Genomic DNA, 13,761 nt, shown 5'->3' with positions numbered 1-13,761 from the left:
GGGATGGCGCGGAGCGCGCCGCTGAAAGCGACAAGGCCGCCCGGCGCTGAAGCGCACGGGCGGCCTTGCCGGTCAGGCGAATGCGCTGTCGCTCAGCACTCGCCCTTCTTCGCGTGCCCCGGCGGGCAGTGATAGCCGCGGCGATCCGGGCCATGTTCGCGGCCGCGATAACGCTGGTGATCTTCCCATTCGCGGCGTTCCCAGTAGCGGTGGCCGTCCCAGTAGCGGTCGCCGTGCCAGCCGACGATGACTGCGGGCGCCGGGGCGACCACGACGGGTGCGGGCGCGACGACGACCGGTGCGGGCGTGCCGATGTTGACGTCGACGTTGACGGCGTGGGCGAGGCCGGACAGCGAAAGGCCGAGGCCGGCGAAGGCAAGGGCGATCAGCGAGCGTTGCATGTTCTTTTCCGTGATGTCGTTGTAAAAGGCCGGCGCGACGCGATGGAAGCGAGGGGGGATCGTTCCACCGGGGGAAACGCCGCACCGACACATGCAGTGTGCTGGTGCGCGACGGAAAACGCGAGGCGGGTTTGTTACGGCGGATTGGCGGCCGGCAGGCGCAGGGTACGGGCGCCGGGTCGCGTCATTTGACAATGGCGGCCCGCGTTTGCGGATGATTGCGCGCGTCGCACGGCACCGGCCTTGCGAATTTGACATTCGACGGCGTATGGCACGCCAAGCGCGATTAATGGCGCGTTACAAACTGACACACGGCAGGTGGCGGGATCGCCACGCCTGCCGCGCGGAAAGCGGGAAGCCGGCCCTCGGGCCGGCGGTCTTCATCGACCGGTTACAGGTAGAACATCCGGTCTTCTTCGGGGCGCGGCGGATGGCCATCGTCGTCCGAACCTTCTTCCTCGCCGCTGTCCTCGTAGAACGCGAGCACGGCGTCGAGCACCTGGTCGGGATCGTCGATCACCTGCATCAGGTTCATGTCTTCCGGATTGATGAGGCCCATCGGGATCAACTGGTCGCGGAACCATTGCAGCAGCCCCTTCCAGAACTCGCTGCCGACGAGGATGATCGGCACGAGGCGCGACTTCTTCGTCTGGATCAGCGTGAGCACTTCCGACAGCTCGTCGAGCGTGCCGAAGCCGCCCGGCATCACGATCACCGCATCCGAATTCTTCACGAACGTGACCTTGCGCGTGAAGAAGTGGCGGAAGCGCAGCGAGATGTCCTGGTAGTGGTTGCCGGCCTGTTCGTGCGGCAGCTCGATGTTCAGGCCGACCGACGGCGCCTTGCCGGCGTGCGCGCCCTTGTTCGCAGCCTCCATGATGCCGGGGCCGCCGCCGGAGATCACGGCGAAGCCGGCGTCGGACAGCTTGCGTGCGATCTGCACGGCGAGCTTGTAGTGCGGCGTGTCGGGCTTGAGGCGGGCAGAACCGTAGATGCTGACGGCCGGGCGGATCTCCGACAGGTACTCGGTCGCCTCGATAAACTCTGCCATAATCGTGAACATCTGCCACGATGCGCGCGCCTTCTTGGCCGTCGCGCGTTCTTGATCTGCGAGCGAACGCAGACTCGGAATCACTTTTCTCTTGTTCATAATGCCTGAAGAACGAAATCTGGAAGGTAAGACCCTGCTATTGGTTGACGGTTCGAGCTATCTGTATCGGGCTTACCATGCGATGCCTGATTTGCGTGGCCCTGGCGGGGAGCCGACCGGAGCGCTCTACGGAATCATCAACATGCTGCGCCGTATGCGCAAGGAAGTCAGTGCAGAGTATAGCGCTTGCGTGTTCGATGCAAAGGGCAAGACGTTCCGTGACGACCTTTATGCCGACTATAAGGCAAACCGTCCGTCGATGCCGCCCGATCTTGCGTTGCAGGTCGAGCCGATCCATGGCGCCGTGCGTGCGCTCGGCTGGCCGCTGCTGATGGTCGAAGGCGTCGAGGCCGACGACGTGATCGGCACGCTCGCGCGCGAAGCCGAGCGGCACGGGATGAACGTGATCGTGTCGACGGGCGACAAGGATCTCGCACAGCTCGTGACCGACCGCGTCACGCTCGTCAACACGATGACCAACGAGACGCTCGATCGCGACGGCGTGATCGCGAAGTTCGGCGTGCCGCCCGAGCGCATCATCGATTACCTCGCGCTGATCGGCGACACCGTCGACAACGTGCCGGGCGTCGAGAAGTGCGGGCCGAAGACGGCCGTGAAATGGCTGGCCCAATACGACAGCCTCGACGGCGTGATCGAGCATGCGGGCGACATCAAGGGCGTGGTCGGCGACAACCTGCGCCGCGCGCTCGACTTCCTGCCGCTCGGCCGCAAGCTCGTGACCGTCGAGACGGCCTGCGATCTCGCGCCGCACCTCGAATCGATCGAGGCGTCGTTGAAGACGGACGGCGAAGCCCGCGACATGATGCGCGACATCTTCGCACGCTACGGCTTCAAGACCTGGCTGCGCGAAGTCGACAGCGCGCCGGCCGAAGGCGGCGGCGCCGATGCGCCGGAAGGCGAGCCGGCGCCGGTGGTGGCAGCCGACATCGTCCGCGAATACGACACGATCCAGACCTGGGAGCAGTTCGACGCGTGGTTCGCCAAGATCGACACGGCCGCGCTGACCGCGTTCGACACCGAGACGACTTCGCTCGACCCGATGCTCGCGCGGCTCGTCGGCCTGTCGTTCTCGATCGAGCCGGGCAAGGCGGCATACCTGCCGGTTGCGCACCGCGGCCCCGACATGCCCGAACAGCTTCCGCTCGACGAAGTGCTCGCGCGCCTGAAGCCGTGGCTCGAGTCGGCCGATCGAAAGAAGGTCGGCCAGCACCTGAAATACGACGCGCAGGTACTCGCGAACTACGACATCGAACTGAACGGCATCGAGCACGACACGCTGCTCGAATCGTACGTCGTCGAATCGCACCGCACGCACGACATGGACAGCCTCGCGCTGCGTCATCTGGGCGTCAAGACGATCAAGTACGAAGACGTGGCCGGCAAGGGCGCGAAGCAGATCGGTTTCGACGAAGTGGCGCTTGCGGAGGCCGCCGCATACGCGGCCGAAGATGCGGACATCACGCTGCAGCTGCATCACGTGCTGTATCCGCAGGTTGCACGCGAACCGGGCCTCGAGCGCGTGTATCGCGAGATCGAAATGCCCGTGTCGCTCGTGCTGCGCAAGATGGAACGCACGGGCGTCCTGATCGACGATGCGCGCCTGCAGGCGCAGAGCACCGAAATCGCGACGCGCCTGATCGAGCTCGAAGGGCAGGCGTACGAACTGGCCGGCGGCGAATTCAATCTCGGCTCGCCGAAACAGATCGGGCAGATTTTCTTCGAGAAGCTGCAACTGCCGGTCGTGAAAAAGACGCCGAGCGGCGCGCCGTCGACCGACGAGGAAGTGCTGCAGAAACTGGCCGAGGACTACCCGCTGCCGAAGCTGCTGCTCGAGCATCGCGGGCTGTCGAAGCTGAAGTCGACCTATACCGACAAGCTGCCGCGCATGGTGAACCCGTCCACGGGCCGCGTGCACACGAACTACGCGCAGGCCGTCGCGGTCACGGGCCGTCTCGCGTCGAACGATCCCAATCTTCAGAACATTCCGGTGCGCACGGCCGAGGGCCGGCGGATCCGCGAGGCGTTCATCGCCTCGCCGGGCCACCGGATCGTGTCGGCCGATTATTCGCAGATCGAACTGCGGATCATGGCGCATATCTCGGGCGATGCGTCGCTGCTGCGCGCGTTCTCGCAGGGCGAGGACATTCACCGTGCAACGGCCGCCGAGGTGTTCGGCGTGACGCCGCTGGAGGTCAATTCCGACCAGCGCCGGATCGCGAAGGTGATCAACTTCGGGCTCATCTACGGGATGAGCGCGTTCGGGCTCGCATCGAACCTCGGCATTACGCGTGATGCGGCGAAGCTCTATATCGACCGGTATTTCGCCCGTTATCCGGGCGTCGCGCAGTACATGGAAGACACGCGCTCGGTGGCGAAGGAGAAGGGCTACGTCGAAACCGTTTTCGGTCGCCGCCTGTGGCTGCCCGAGATCAACGGCGGCAACGGGCCGCGCCGCCAGGCAGCCGAGCGCGCGGCGATCAATGCGCCGATGCAGGGCACGGCGGCCGACCTGATCAAGCTGTCGATGATTGCGGTTGACGACTGGCTCACGCGCGACAAGCTTGCGTCGCGGATGATCATGCAGGTGCACGATGAACTGGTGCTCGAGGTACCCGACGGCGAGTTGTCGCTGGTGCGCGAGAAACTGCCGGAAATGATGTGCGGCGTGGCGAAGCTCAAGGTGCCGCTCGTCGCCGAAGTGGGTGCCGGCGCGAACTGGGAAGAGGCACACTGACGCACCGCCACGCGGTTCCCGATTCCTGCGGCATATTGTTGCAGGGATGCTGAATATCGAGATGGTTTGCTTGTGGTCAACGCGCAAGCTCCCGGACAATGCATGTCATGGACACGGGGGCTTGCGCGCCCCGCGTTCCCGGAGCGGTCGCATCGAAGTGCTTCGAACTGCACATCGATGATGTCCGAACCGGTTAATCCAACGGGTGGCGCGAATGCATCGCGTTCGCACTGTCCGGCGGCAGCAGTTTCGAATCGCAAAGGGGGAACAGATGCATCGGATCATCATCGTAGGCGGAGGCGCGGGCGGCCTGGAACTGGCGACGCGGCTCGGCGACCGTTACGGCGCGCGCGGCAATCGTCCCGCGCGTGCGCTTGTCACGCTCGTCGACCGCAATCCGACCCACATCTGGAAACCGCTGCTGCATGAGGTCGCGGCCGGCAGCATGGATCCGTTCACGCAGGAGCTCGAATATGCGGCGCAGGCGCGCTGGCATGGCTTCGAATTCCAGCAGGGCGAGCTGACCGGACTCGACCGCGCGGCGAAACGCTTGACGCTGTCACCCATCAACGACAGCGACGGCGAGGAACTGCTGCCGGCGCGCGAGCTGGAATACGACACGCTCGTGATCGCGATCGGCAGCACGACCCACTTCTTCGGCGTGCAGGGTGCATCGGAAAACGCGATCGCGCTCGATACGGTCGGCGAGGCCGAGCGTTTCCGCAAGCGGCTGATCGCCGCGTGCATGCGTGCGGAACATCAGGCGCCGGCGCCGACCGCGCCGGGCGAGGCGGCCGAGCCGCGCATCCAGGTCGTGATCGTCGGTGGCGGCGCGACGGGCGTCGAGTTGTCCGCCGAGTTGCGCAACACCGCGCAGGTGTTGTCGGCCTACGGGCTGCACAAGCTCGACCCGCGGCACGACGTCGGCATCGTGCTGATCGAATCGGGGCCGCGAATTCTCCCGGCGTTGCCGGAGCGCGTGTCGTCGGCGACGGCCGAACTGCTCGAAAAGATCGGCGTGCGGCTGATGCTTGCCGAGCGCGTGACCGAGGTGGCGCCCGGGGCCGTTCATACGGCGAGCGGCAAGACGGTGCGTGCCGACCTGACGGTCTGGGCCGCAGGCATCAAGGCGCCGTCCGTGCTCGCCAATCTCGATGGCCTTCAGGTCAACAAGCTCGGCCAGCTTGACGTGCGCCGCACGCTGCAGACCTTTACCGACGACAACGTGTTCGCGCTAGGCGATTGTGCGGCATGCGCATGGCCCGGCAACGAGCGCAACGTGCCGCCGCGCGCGCAGGCTGCGCACCAGCAGGCGAGCTTCCTGCTGAAGGCAATCGGCTGTCGGCTCGACGGGCGCCCGCTGCCCGAATTCACCTATCGCGACCTGGGCTCGCTCGTGTCGCTCGGCCATTTCAGCGCGGTCGGCAACCTGATGGGCGGGCTGATCGGCGGCAACATGCTGATCGAAGGGCTGTTCGCGCGCTTCATGTACATGTCGCTGTACCGGATGCACATCGCCGCGCTGCACGGCTATCCGCGCATGATGCTCGACACGGTTGCGCACTGGCTGCGGCGCACGACGCTGCCGCGCGTCAAGTTGCACTGAGCGCGCGTTCGCGCGGGAAGCGGGCGGGGAGCGCACGTCGTGCGTAGTCCCTGCCCGTCGTTCTTTGCGGGCTGCCGTGCCGGCGTGTGACGGGCAACATCGATCGCGTGTTTTTCGTTTCAATTCGCCAGCATCCGATCGCTCGACTGCGATCGACATGCGGCTTGTTGCATCGCGATTCGATGGGGCGCCTGCGGTTTTTTGCGCGGCGATCGGCGTGTCGAAGCAACACGCCGTAATCGAGTCTTACATATCCGACAGTTGACGTGACAACGGATTATTGGGCATCTTGTCCGGGTTTCCGTTTGCGGCGGGGTGCCAACCGCCGCGACATCCGCGCCGCATACCGGCGCGATGCCACGTCATGCCGTATCCGCGATCGTGACGGCGGCGCCCAATCGAGGAGTGCATTCATGTTGAAACCCGAAGTCGACAGCCTGGTCCCCCACGTTCCGTTCTCGCGCCGCAAGTTCATGCAGGCCGCGCTGGGCGGTGCCTTCGCAGCGGCGGTGCTGCCTGTGTCGGCGCAGACGGTCACGACCGACAGCGAAGGGCTGGACGTCGACACCGTCGAGATCCGCTCGGGAGACGCGAGCGTGCCCGCGTATCGCGCGCAGCCGAAGGACAAGACGAACCTGCCGATCGTCATCGTGATTCACGAGATCTTCGGCGTGCACGCGCACATCGCCGACGTCTGCCGCCGCTTCGCGAAGCTCGGTTATCTCGCCATCGCGCCCGACCTGTTCGTACGGCAGGGCAATGCGGCGAAGTATCCGACGATCAAGGATCTGTCCGAGCACATCATCAGCAAGGTGCCTGACCGGCAGGTGACCGAGGATCTCGATGCGACCGTCACGTGGGCCGGCAAGAACGGCGGCGACCTGTCGCGTCTCGGCGTGGTGGGGTTCTGCTGGGGCGGCCGTCAGAGCTGGCTGTATGCCGAGCACAACCCGCACGTGCGTGCGGCCATTGCATGGTACGGGTTCGTCGAAGGCAAGACCGACGAGATGACGCCGTTCAACCCGGTCGATCATGCATCGTTGCTGAAGGTGCCCGTGCTCGGGCTCTACGGCGAGAAGGACGCGAACATCACGCAGGCATCGCTCGCCGACATGCGCAAGGCGATCCAGGCGAGCGATTCGAAGCTCGCGCGCGAATCGGAGATCGTCGTGTATCCGGATGCCGGCCACGCGTTCTTTGCCGATTACCGGCCGAGCTATGTGAAGGCTGATGCGGAGGAGAGCTGGAAGCGCGCGATCGCGTGGTTCCACAAGTACGGCGTGATGTAACCGGCAAGCGGCGGCACATGCCGCCGCTGCGTTGCGACCGCGCTTACGGTGTCGGGCCGGTTGCGATCGGTCGCGACGGATCGGCGCTCCATTCGCTCCACGAGCCTGGATACAGCGACGCGCCGTGCAGGCCCGCCACCTCCAGTGCAAGCGCATTGTGGCAGGCGGTGACGCCGGAGCCGCATTGCAGGATCACGCGGTTCGGTTCGGTGCCAGCCAGCACCGCAGAAAACGCTTCGCGCAGCTCATGGCCGGTCTTGAAGCGGCCGTCCGCGGCGAGGTTGTCCTTGAAGAAGCGGTTGCGCGCGCCGGGGATGTGGCCGCCCACACGATCGATCGTTTCGTTTTCGCCGCGGTAGCGGTCGGGTGCGCGTGCATCGATCACGACGCGCGTGGGTGTGCTCACGTTGGCGAGCACGGCTGCCGCGTCGACCGTCGATTCGAGCGGCGCAGCCGCGCGGAAATCGCCGGCGGCCGGGTGCGGCACGTCGGTCGCCAGAGGCTGGCCGGCTGCTTCCCAGGCCTGCAGGCCGCCGTCGAGCACGGCGACCGAATCGTGGCCGAGCCAGCGCAGCAGCCACCACAGGCGCGCCGCATAGGCGCCGCCCTGTGCGTCGTACGCGACGACTTGCTGGCCCTGCTTGAGGCCTCGGCTCGCGAGCAGCGTGGCGAGTGCGTCGCGGGTCGGCAGCGGATGGCGGCCGTTGGTGCCCGTCTTGCGGCCGGACAGGTCGCGGTCGAGATGAAGATACTGTGCGCCTGGGATATGACCGGCCGCATACGCGGCTTCGCCGGCGGCGGGATCGACGAGATCGAAGCGACAATCGAACAGTGCGACGCTGCCGGGCGCCGCCGCCAGGCGCTCGGCGAGATTGGCGGCGGAAATGAGTGTGGTGTAGTGGGTGTGTGGCATGACGGCTCCCTGGAGTGCGAATGGCCTGACATTCCAAGTCTAAACAAAAAAAGACGGGCCGAAGCCCGTCTTTTCGTCTGCCGGATGCCGTGCGGCGTCAAAGCGCCGCACCGGCTTTCAGATGTCGCCGAGGTGGCGGCGCAGGAACTCGTGGAAGTGCTGCATGCCGTCTTCCATCGGGCTCTGGTACGGGCCGACCTGCGACTCGCCGCGTGCCATCAGCGCACGGCGACCTGCGTCCATCCGCATCGCGATTTCGTCGTCCTCGACGGCCGTTTCCATATAGGCGGCGCGTTCCGCCTCGACGAATTCGCGTTCGAACAGCGCGATTTCCTCGGGGTAATAGAACTCGACGATGTTGGTCGTCTTTTGCGGGCCGCGCGGGATCAGCCACGACACGACGAGCACGTGCGGATACCACTCGATCATCAGGCCCGGGTAGTAGACCATCCAGATCGCGCCGAACTCCGGCGGCACGCCGTTGCGGAACTTGAGCACCTGCTCGTGCCATTTCTGGTAAGTCGCGCTACCCGGTTTCGCGAGGGCGTTGTGCACGCCGACCGTCTGCACGCTGTACCAGTCGCCGAACTCCCACTTGAGGTCGTCGCACGACACGAAGCTGCCGAGGCCCGGATGGAACGGGACGACATGGTAATCCTCGAGGTAGACCTCGATGAACGTCTTCCAGTTGTAATCGCACTCGTGCACTTCGACGTGATCGAAGTGGTATTCGGAGAAGTCGAAGTGATGCTTCGTGCCGAGATGGGCGAGATCGCGCGCGACGTTCCGGCCTTCGGCTTCGAACAGCAGCCCCTGCCAGTTCTGCAGCGGGCTCTTGCCGAGGTTCAGGCACGGCTTGTCGGGGAAGTGCGGCGCGCCGAGCAACTGGCCGTCCAGGTCGTACGTCCAGCGGTGCAGCGGGCACACGATGTTCTGCGTGTGGCCGCGCCCGTTGAGCATGATCGCCTGCCGGTGACGGCAGACGTTCGACAGCAGTTCGATCTGGTTCGCGGGGTTGCGGACCAGCACGCGACCTTCCTTCTCGGACGGCAGCGCAAAATAATCCCCCGCCTCGGGCACCATCAACTCGTGCCCGACGTAACGAGGTCCTTTCTTGAAGAGGGTTTCGATCTCGCGCTCGAGTAGCGCCTCATCGAAGTATGCAGTGACTGGAAGCTGGCTGTGGGCCGACTTCAACTGAAGCGCATCGCTCAGATTGGACATTCCCACTCCCGGTGTTAGCGTGAAAGCAGTGAACAACCCAACCATCGAAAAATCGATTTAGGGAAACGCGGAATTATACCCGGTTCGCCTCGCAAGGCCAGGATTAAGTGCCTGATTTGTGTCAATTTTTTGTCGGGTGGGAATCGGAAGGCGCACAATGTGCGTCGAAGGTGGGGCCGGAATATGTAGCCGGGTGCCCAAGACGGCAGGTCGGAAAATTCTCTTTTGCCGTAGAATGTCCGACTTGTTTTGAAATTTGACACCCTCGTCCATGGCGAAAACCGCATCCCCAGGCGCCACGCCGCCCGGCAATGGCACCGAACCGTTGCCGGACAATTACGAGACGGCGCTCGCGGAGCTCGAGACGCTGGTTGCCCGGATGGAAGGCGGCGCGTTGAGCCTCGAGGATTCGCTGACGGCGTATCGCCGCGGTGCGACCCTCGTTGCGTTTTGCCAACAGCAGCTTGAGAAAGTGGAACAGCAGGTTCGCGTGCTCGACGGCGCGACGCTGAAGCCGCTTTCGTCCGGAACGGCCGCCACGGACGGCGAAGACGACGATCTATGACATTCGAACAATGGATGCGGTCCGTGCTAGACCGTGTCGAGGACGCACTCGGCCACTATTTGCCGGCTGAAACCGCGGTGCCGGCGAAACTCCACGAGGCGATGCGCTACGCGGTCCTCGGCGGCGGCAAACGCGTTCGCCCGCTGCTGTGCCATGCAGCAGGCGAACTGACCGGCGCGACGGAAGCGGCGCGCAATGCGGCGGCGGCGGCACTGGAGATGATCCATGTCTACTCGCTCGTGCACGACGACATGCCGTGCATGGACGACGACGCACTGCGTCGCGGCAAGCCGACCGTGCACGTGCAGTACGACGAGCCGACGGCACTGCTGGTCGGCGACGCGCTGCAGTCACAGGCGTTCGTTGCGCTGACCGACGCCGCTGCGCTGTCGCCGGTGCAGCAGGCCGCGCTCGTGCGCGAGCTGGCGCTGGCGAGCGGCTCGATCGGCATGGCCGGCGGGCAGGCGATCGACCTGGCGAGCGTCGGCCTCAAGCTGACGCGCGAGCAGCTCGAGACGATGCACCGGATGAAGACGGGCGCACTGTTGCGCGCGGCCGTGCGGATGGGCGCGCTGGCCGGCGAGACGCCGTCGGCGGAAACGATGGCGGCGCTCGATGTGTACGCAGGGGCCGTGGGTCTGGCCTTCCAGGTCGTCGACGACATTCTCGACGTCACGACCGATTCGGCGACGCTCGGCAAGACGGCCGGCAAGGATGCAGCGAACGACAAGCCGACCTATGTATCGATCCTCGGCCTCGAGGCGTCGCGCGAGCTCGCAGCACAACTGCGCGCCGAAGCGCACGACGCGCTGAAACCGTTCGGCGCACGCGCTCAGCGTCTCGCCGAACTTGCCGACCTGGTAGTGAACCGGGTCAGCTGACGCGAAAGCCCGCCGCCGCGCACATGCTACGGTGCGTGCAACAGAATGCGGGCGCGTTTGATTTCCTACAATGGAACGACGATGTACGACTTGCTGAAAACCATCGACGACCCGGCGGACTTGCGCCGCCTCGATCGTCGCCAACTTCAACCGCTCGCGGATGAACTGCGCGCGTTCGTGCTCGACAGTGTGTCGAAGACGGGCGGCCATTTGTCGTCCAATCTCGGGACGGTCGAGCTGACGATCGCGTTGCACTACGTGTTCAACACGCCGAACGATCGCATCGTCTGGGACGTGGGGCACCAGACCTACCCGCACAAGATCCTGACGGGGCGTCGCGACCAGATGCATTCGCTGCGTCAGCAGGACGGCATCTCGGGTTTCCCGCGCCGTTCGGAGTCGGAATACGACACGTTCGGCACCGCGCACTCGAGCACGTCGATCTCGGCCGCGCTCGGCATGGCGATCGGCAGTCAGCTGAACGGCGACGACCGCTTCTCGATCGCCGTGATCGGCGACGGCGCGATGACGGCCGGCATGGCGTTCGAGGCGATGAACAACGCGGGCGTGTCGGAAGACGCGAAAGTGCTCGTGATCCTCAACGACAACGACATGTCGATCTCGCCGCCGGTCGGTGCGCTGAATCGCCATCTCGCACGCCTGATGTCGGGCCGTTTCTATGCGGCTGCGCGCGCGGGCGTCGAGCGCGTGCTGAGCGTTGCACCGCCGGTGCTCGAGCTCGCACGCAAGCTCGAGGAGCACGCGAAGGGCATGGTCGTGCCGGCCACGCTGTTCGAAGAGTTCGGCTTCAACTACATCGGCCCGATCGACGGTCACGATCTCGATTCGCTGATCCCGACGCTGCAGAACATCCGCGAACTGCGCGGCCCGCAGTTCCTGCACGTGGTGACGAAGAAAGGCCAGGGCTACAAGCTCGCCGAAGCCGATCCCGTGCTCTACCACGGCCCGGGCAAGTTCAATCCGGCCGAAGGCATCAAGCCGTCCGCCACGCCCGCGAAGAAGACGTACACGCAAGTGTTCGGCGAGTGGCTGTGCGATGAAGCCGAGCGCGACACGCGCGTGGTCGGCATCACGCCGGCGATGCGCGAAGGCTCGGGCATGGTCGAATTCGAGAAGCGCTTCAAGGATCGCTACTACGACGTCGGCATCGCCGAGCAGCACGCGGTGACGTTCGCGGGCGGCCTCGCGACCGAAGGGCTCAAGCCGGTCGTCGCGATCTACTCGACGTTCCTGCAACGTGCGTACGATCAGCTGATCCACGACGTCGCGCTGCAGAACCTGCCGGTCGTGTTCGCGATCGACCGCGCGGGCCTCGTCGGCGCGGACGGCGCGACGCATGCGGGCGCGTACGATCTCGCGTTCATGCGCTGCATCCCGAACATGACGATCATGGCCGCATCCGACGAAAACGAATGCCGCCAGATGCTGCACACGGCGCTGCAACAGCCGAACCCGACCGCGGTGCGTTATCCGCGCGGCGCGGGTACGGGCGTGGCGACGGTGAAGGAGTTCACCGAGATCCCGCTCGGCAAGGGTGAAGTGCGTCGCCACACGTCGCAGCCGGAAGGCAAGCGCGTCGCGATCCTCGCGTTCGGCACGATGGTCGCACCGTCGCTTGCCGCCGCCGAGGAACTCGATGCAACCGTCGCGAACATGCGTTTCGTGAAGCCGGTCGACGCTGCGCTCGTGCGTGAACTCGCCGAGACGCACGACTACCTCGTCACGGTCGAGGAAGGTTGCGTGATGGGCGGCGCGGGCTCGGCCTGCGTGGAAGCCCTGATGGAGAGTGGGGTTATCCGACCCGTACTACAATTGGGCCTCCCTGACCTGTTCATCGATCACGGCGACCCCGCGAAGCTGCTGTCGCAATGCGGCCTCGACGGCGCGGGTATCGCGAAATCGATTCGCGAACGCTTTCTGAATCCGGCGGCCGATGTCGCCGGTCAGGCGAAGCGCGTCGCATAAGCTGGCGCCGCCCGCGGGCGGTGCCGGTGCGACTGGCGCGACCGGTCTTCATTGATGCGGAAAACATGGGCCTGCGGGCCCATGTTGCTTTTCCGGCTGCCGCATGACGCGGCGTGCGCGTCATCGAACGCGCGGCTTACAAGGATTGAACAAGATGAACCAGATGAATCCCGCCTTCGTGATGCCCGACGTGCAGAGCACGGTGGATACCCGCCAGATTCCGATTCAGCGCGTGGGCGTGAAGGCGGTCCGGCATCCGTTGACGGTGTGTACCGAAGGCGGCGACGTGCAGCCGACCGTCGGCGTCTGGAATCTCGACGTCCGCCTGCCGGCTGACCAGAAGGGTACGCACATGTCGCGCTTCGTCGCGCTGCTCGAAGAGAACCGTGCGCCGCTGACGGTCGAGCGTTTTCGCGCGATGCTTGCGTCGATGCTCGAGAAGCTGGAAGCCGAGGCGGGCCGCATCGAGGTCACGTTCCCGTACTTCGTGAACAAGACGGCGCCGGTGTCGGGTGTGCAGAGCCTGCTCGACTATGAAGTGACGCTCGCGGGCGAAAGCCGCAACGGCGACACGCGCCTGTTCCTCAAGGTGCTCGTGCCGGTGACGAGCCTGTGCCCGTGCTCGAAGAAGATCTCGCAATACGGCGCGCACAACCAGCGCTCGCACGTGACGATCGACGCGGAGCTCGCGGCCGACCTGCCGGTCGAGGCGCTGATCCGCATCGCGGAGGAAGAGGCATCGTGCGAGCTGTGGGGCCTGTTGAAGCGTCCGGACGAGAAGTTCGTCACCGAGCGCGCATACGAGAACCCGAAGTTCGTCGAGGATCTCGTGCGCGACGTCGCGCAGCGTCTCGACGCGGACGAGCGCGTGGTCGCGTATGTGCTCGAAGCCGAGAACTTCGAGTCGATCCACAATCACAGCGCGTATGCATTGATCGAACGCGACAAGCGGCAGGCTGCATAACGCTGCGTCGTTTTGCCGCGCCGATGA

The 13,761-nt window shown here is 65.2% G+C and carries 11 protein-coding genes; 7 read left to right on the top strand and 4 right to left on the bottom strand.

Translation table 11 applies throughout. The features are described 5' to 3' along the window. Positions 1 to 92: 92 nt before the first annotated feature. Positions 93 to 401 (bottom strand): hypothetical protein, encoded by a 309-nt coding sequence (locus E9536_RS03240; protein WP_027791072.1) that lies wholly within the window; start codon positions 399 to 401, stop codon positions 93 to 95. A 391-nt stretch (positions 402 to 792) separates the two neighbouring features. After that, entirely contained in the window at positions 793 to 1,551 is a 759-nt protein-coding gene (locus E9536_RS03235) for a TIGR00730 family Rossman fold protein (RefSeq protein WP_027791073.1), read from the bottom strand. Between the two features lies 1 nt (position 1,552). Here E9536_RS03235 and polA point away from each other — a divergent pair, with 1 nt between their 5' ends. The 3 genes from polA (at position 1,553) to E9536_RS03220 (ending at position 7,201) form a co-directional block, all read left to right on the top strand. After that, positions 1,553 to 4,306 (top strand): DNA polymerase I, encoded by a 2,754-nt coding sequence (gene polA, locus E9536_RS03230; protein WP_027791074.1) that lies wholly within the window; start codon positions 1,553 to 1,555, stop codon positions 4,304 to 4,306. A gap of 271 nt (positions 4,307 to 4,577) precedes the next feature. Continuing rightward, positions 4,578 to 5,912, top strand: a complete 1,335-nt coding sequence (locus E9536_RS03225) for an NAD(P)/FAD-dependent oxidoreductase (protein ID WP_042975832.1) — start codon at positions 4,578 to 4,580, stop codon at positions 5,910 to 5,912. A gap of 413 nt (positions 5,913 to 6,325) precedes the next feature. Beyond that, positions 6,326 to 7,201 (top strand): dienelactone hydrolase family protein, encoded by an 876-nt coding sequence (locus E9536_RS03220; RefSeq protein ID WP_136469263.1) that lies wholly within the window; start codon positions 6,326 to 6,328, stop codon positions 7,199 to 7,201. Between the two features lie 43 nt (positions 7,202 to 7,244). Here E9536_RS03220 and E9536_RS03215 read toward each other — a convergent pair whose 3' ends face one another. Together E9536_RS03215 and E9536_RS03210 are read right to left on the bottom strand one after the other, a co-directional pair. Further along, positions 7,245 to 8,114, bottom strand: a complete 870-nt coding sequence (locus E9536_RS03215; RefSeq protein WP_059693931.1) for a sulfurtransferase — start codon at positions 8,112 to 8,114, stop codon at positions 7,245 to 7,247. Between the two features lie 117 nt (positions 8,115 to 8,231). Then, positions 8,232 to 9,338: an aromatic ring-hydroxylating dioxygenase subunit alpha gene (locus E9536_RS03210; RefSeq protein ID WP_027791078.1), complete on the bottom strand. Its 1,107-nt coding sequence runs from the start codon at positions 9,336 to 9,338 to the stop codon at positions 8,232 to 8,234. 271 nt (positions 9,339 to 9,609) lie between these two features. Here E9536_RS03210 and E9536_RS03205 point away from each other — a divergent pair, with 271 nt between their 5' ends. The 4 genes from E9536_RS03205 to folE2 all read left to right on the top strand — a co-directional run bounded on the left by E9536_RS03205 (position 9,610) and on the right by folE2 (position 13,734). Then, complete coding sequence (locus E9536_RS03205; protein WP_027791079.1) at positions 9,610 to 9,903, top strand: exodeoxyribonuclease VII small subunit; 294 nt, start codon at positions 9,610 to 9,612, stop codon at positions 9,901 to 9,903. Continuing rightward, positions 9,900 to 10,784, top strand: coding sequence for a polyprenyl synthetase family protein (locus E9536_RS03200; RefSeq protein ID WP_027791080.1), 885 nt, complete (start codon positions 9,900 to 9,902; stop codon positions 10,782 to 10,784). The genes E9536_RS03205 and E9536_RS03200 overlap by 4 nt, the downstream gene beginning before the upstream one ends. 81 nt (positions 10,785 to 10,865) lie before the next feature. After that, a complete protein-coding gene (gene dxs, locus E9536_RS03195) occupies positions 10,866 to 12,770 on the top strand; it encodes a 1-deoxy-D-xylulose-5-phosphate synthase (protein WP_021160852.1) in 1,905 nt (634 codons plus the stop codon). Positions 12,771 to 12,924: 154 nt separating this feature from the next. Further along, positions 12,925 to 13,734 carry a GTP cyclohydrolase FolE2 gene (gene folE2, locus E9536_RS03190; RefSeq protein ID WP_021160853.1) on the top strand — a complete coding sequence of 270 codons (810 nt, stop codon included), beginning with the start codon at positions 12,925 to 12,927 and terminating at the stop codon, positions 13,732 to 13,734. Positions 13,735 to 13,761: the final 27 nt, after the last annotated feature.

Origin of the sequence: Burkholderia sp. LS-044, from assembly GCF_004803625.1 — a bacterium.
Lineage (GTDB): Bacteria > Pseudomonadota > Gammaproteobacteria > Burkholderiales > Burkholderiaceae > Burkholderia > Burkholderia cepacia.
This window is presented reverse-complemented; position numbering and strand designations above follow the sequence as displayed.

Coding starts and splice junctions, on each gene's coding strand:
- folE2 (WP_021160853.1), top strand. CDS start 12,925: ATGAACCAGATGAATCCCGCCTTCGTGATGCCCGACGTGCAGAGCACG.
- polA (WP_027791074.1), top strand. CDS start 1,553: ATGCCTGAAGAACGAAATCTGGAAGGTAAGACCCTGCTATTGGTTGAC.
- E9536_RS03235 (WP_027791073.1), bottom strand. CDS start 1,551: ATGAACAAGAGAAAAGTGATTCCGAGTCTGCGTTCGCTCGCAGATCAA.
- E9536_RS03205 (WP_027791079.1), top strand. CDS start 9,610: ATGGCGAAAACCGCATCCCCAGGCGCCACGCCGCCCGGCAATGGCACC.
- E9536_RS03220 (WP_136469263.1), top strand. CDS start 6,326: ATGTTGAAACCCGAAGTCGACAGCCTGGTCCCCCACGTTCCGTTCTCG.
- dxs (WP_021160852.1), top strand. CDS start 10,866: ATGTACGACTTGCTGAAAACCATCGACGACCCGGCGGACTTGCGCCGC.
- E9536_RS03200 (WP_027791080.1), top strand. CDS start 9,900: ATGACATTCGAACAATGGATGCGGTCCGTGCTAGACCGTGTCGAGGAC.
- E9536_RS03210 (WP_027791078.1), bottom strand. CDS start 9,338: ATGTCCAATCTGAGCGATGCGCTTCAGTTGAAGTCGGCCCACAGCCAG.
- E9536_RS03215 (WP_059693931.1), bottom strand. CDS start 8,114: ATGCCACACACCCACTACACCACACTCATTTCCGCCGCCAATCTCGCC.
- E9536_RS03225 (WP_042975832.1), top strand. CDS start 4,578: ATGCATCGGATCATCATCGTAGGCGGAGGCGCGGGCGGCCTGGAACTG.
- E9536_RS03240 (WP_027791072.1), bottom strand. CDS start 401: ATGCAACGCTCGCTGATCGCCCTTGCCTTCGCCGGCCTCGGCCTTTCG.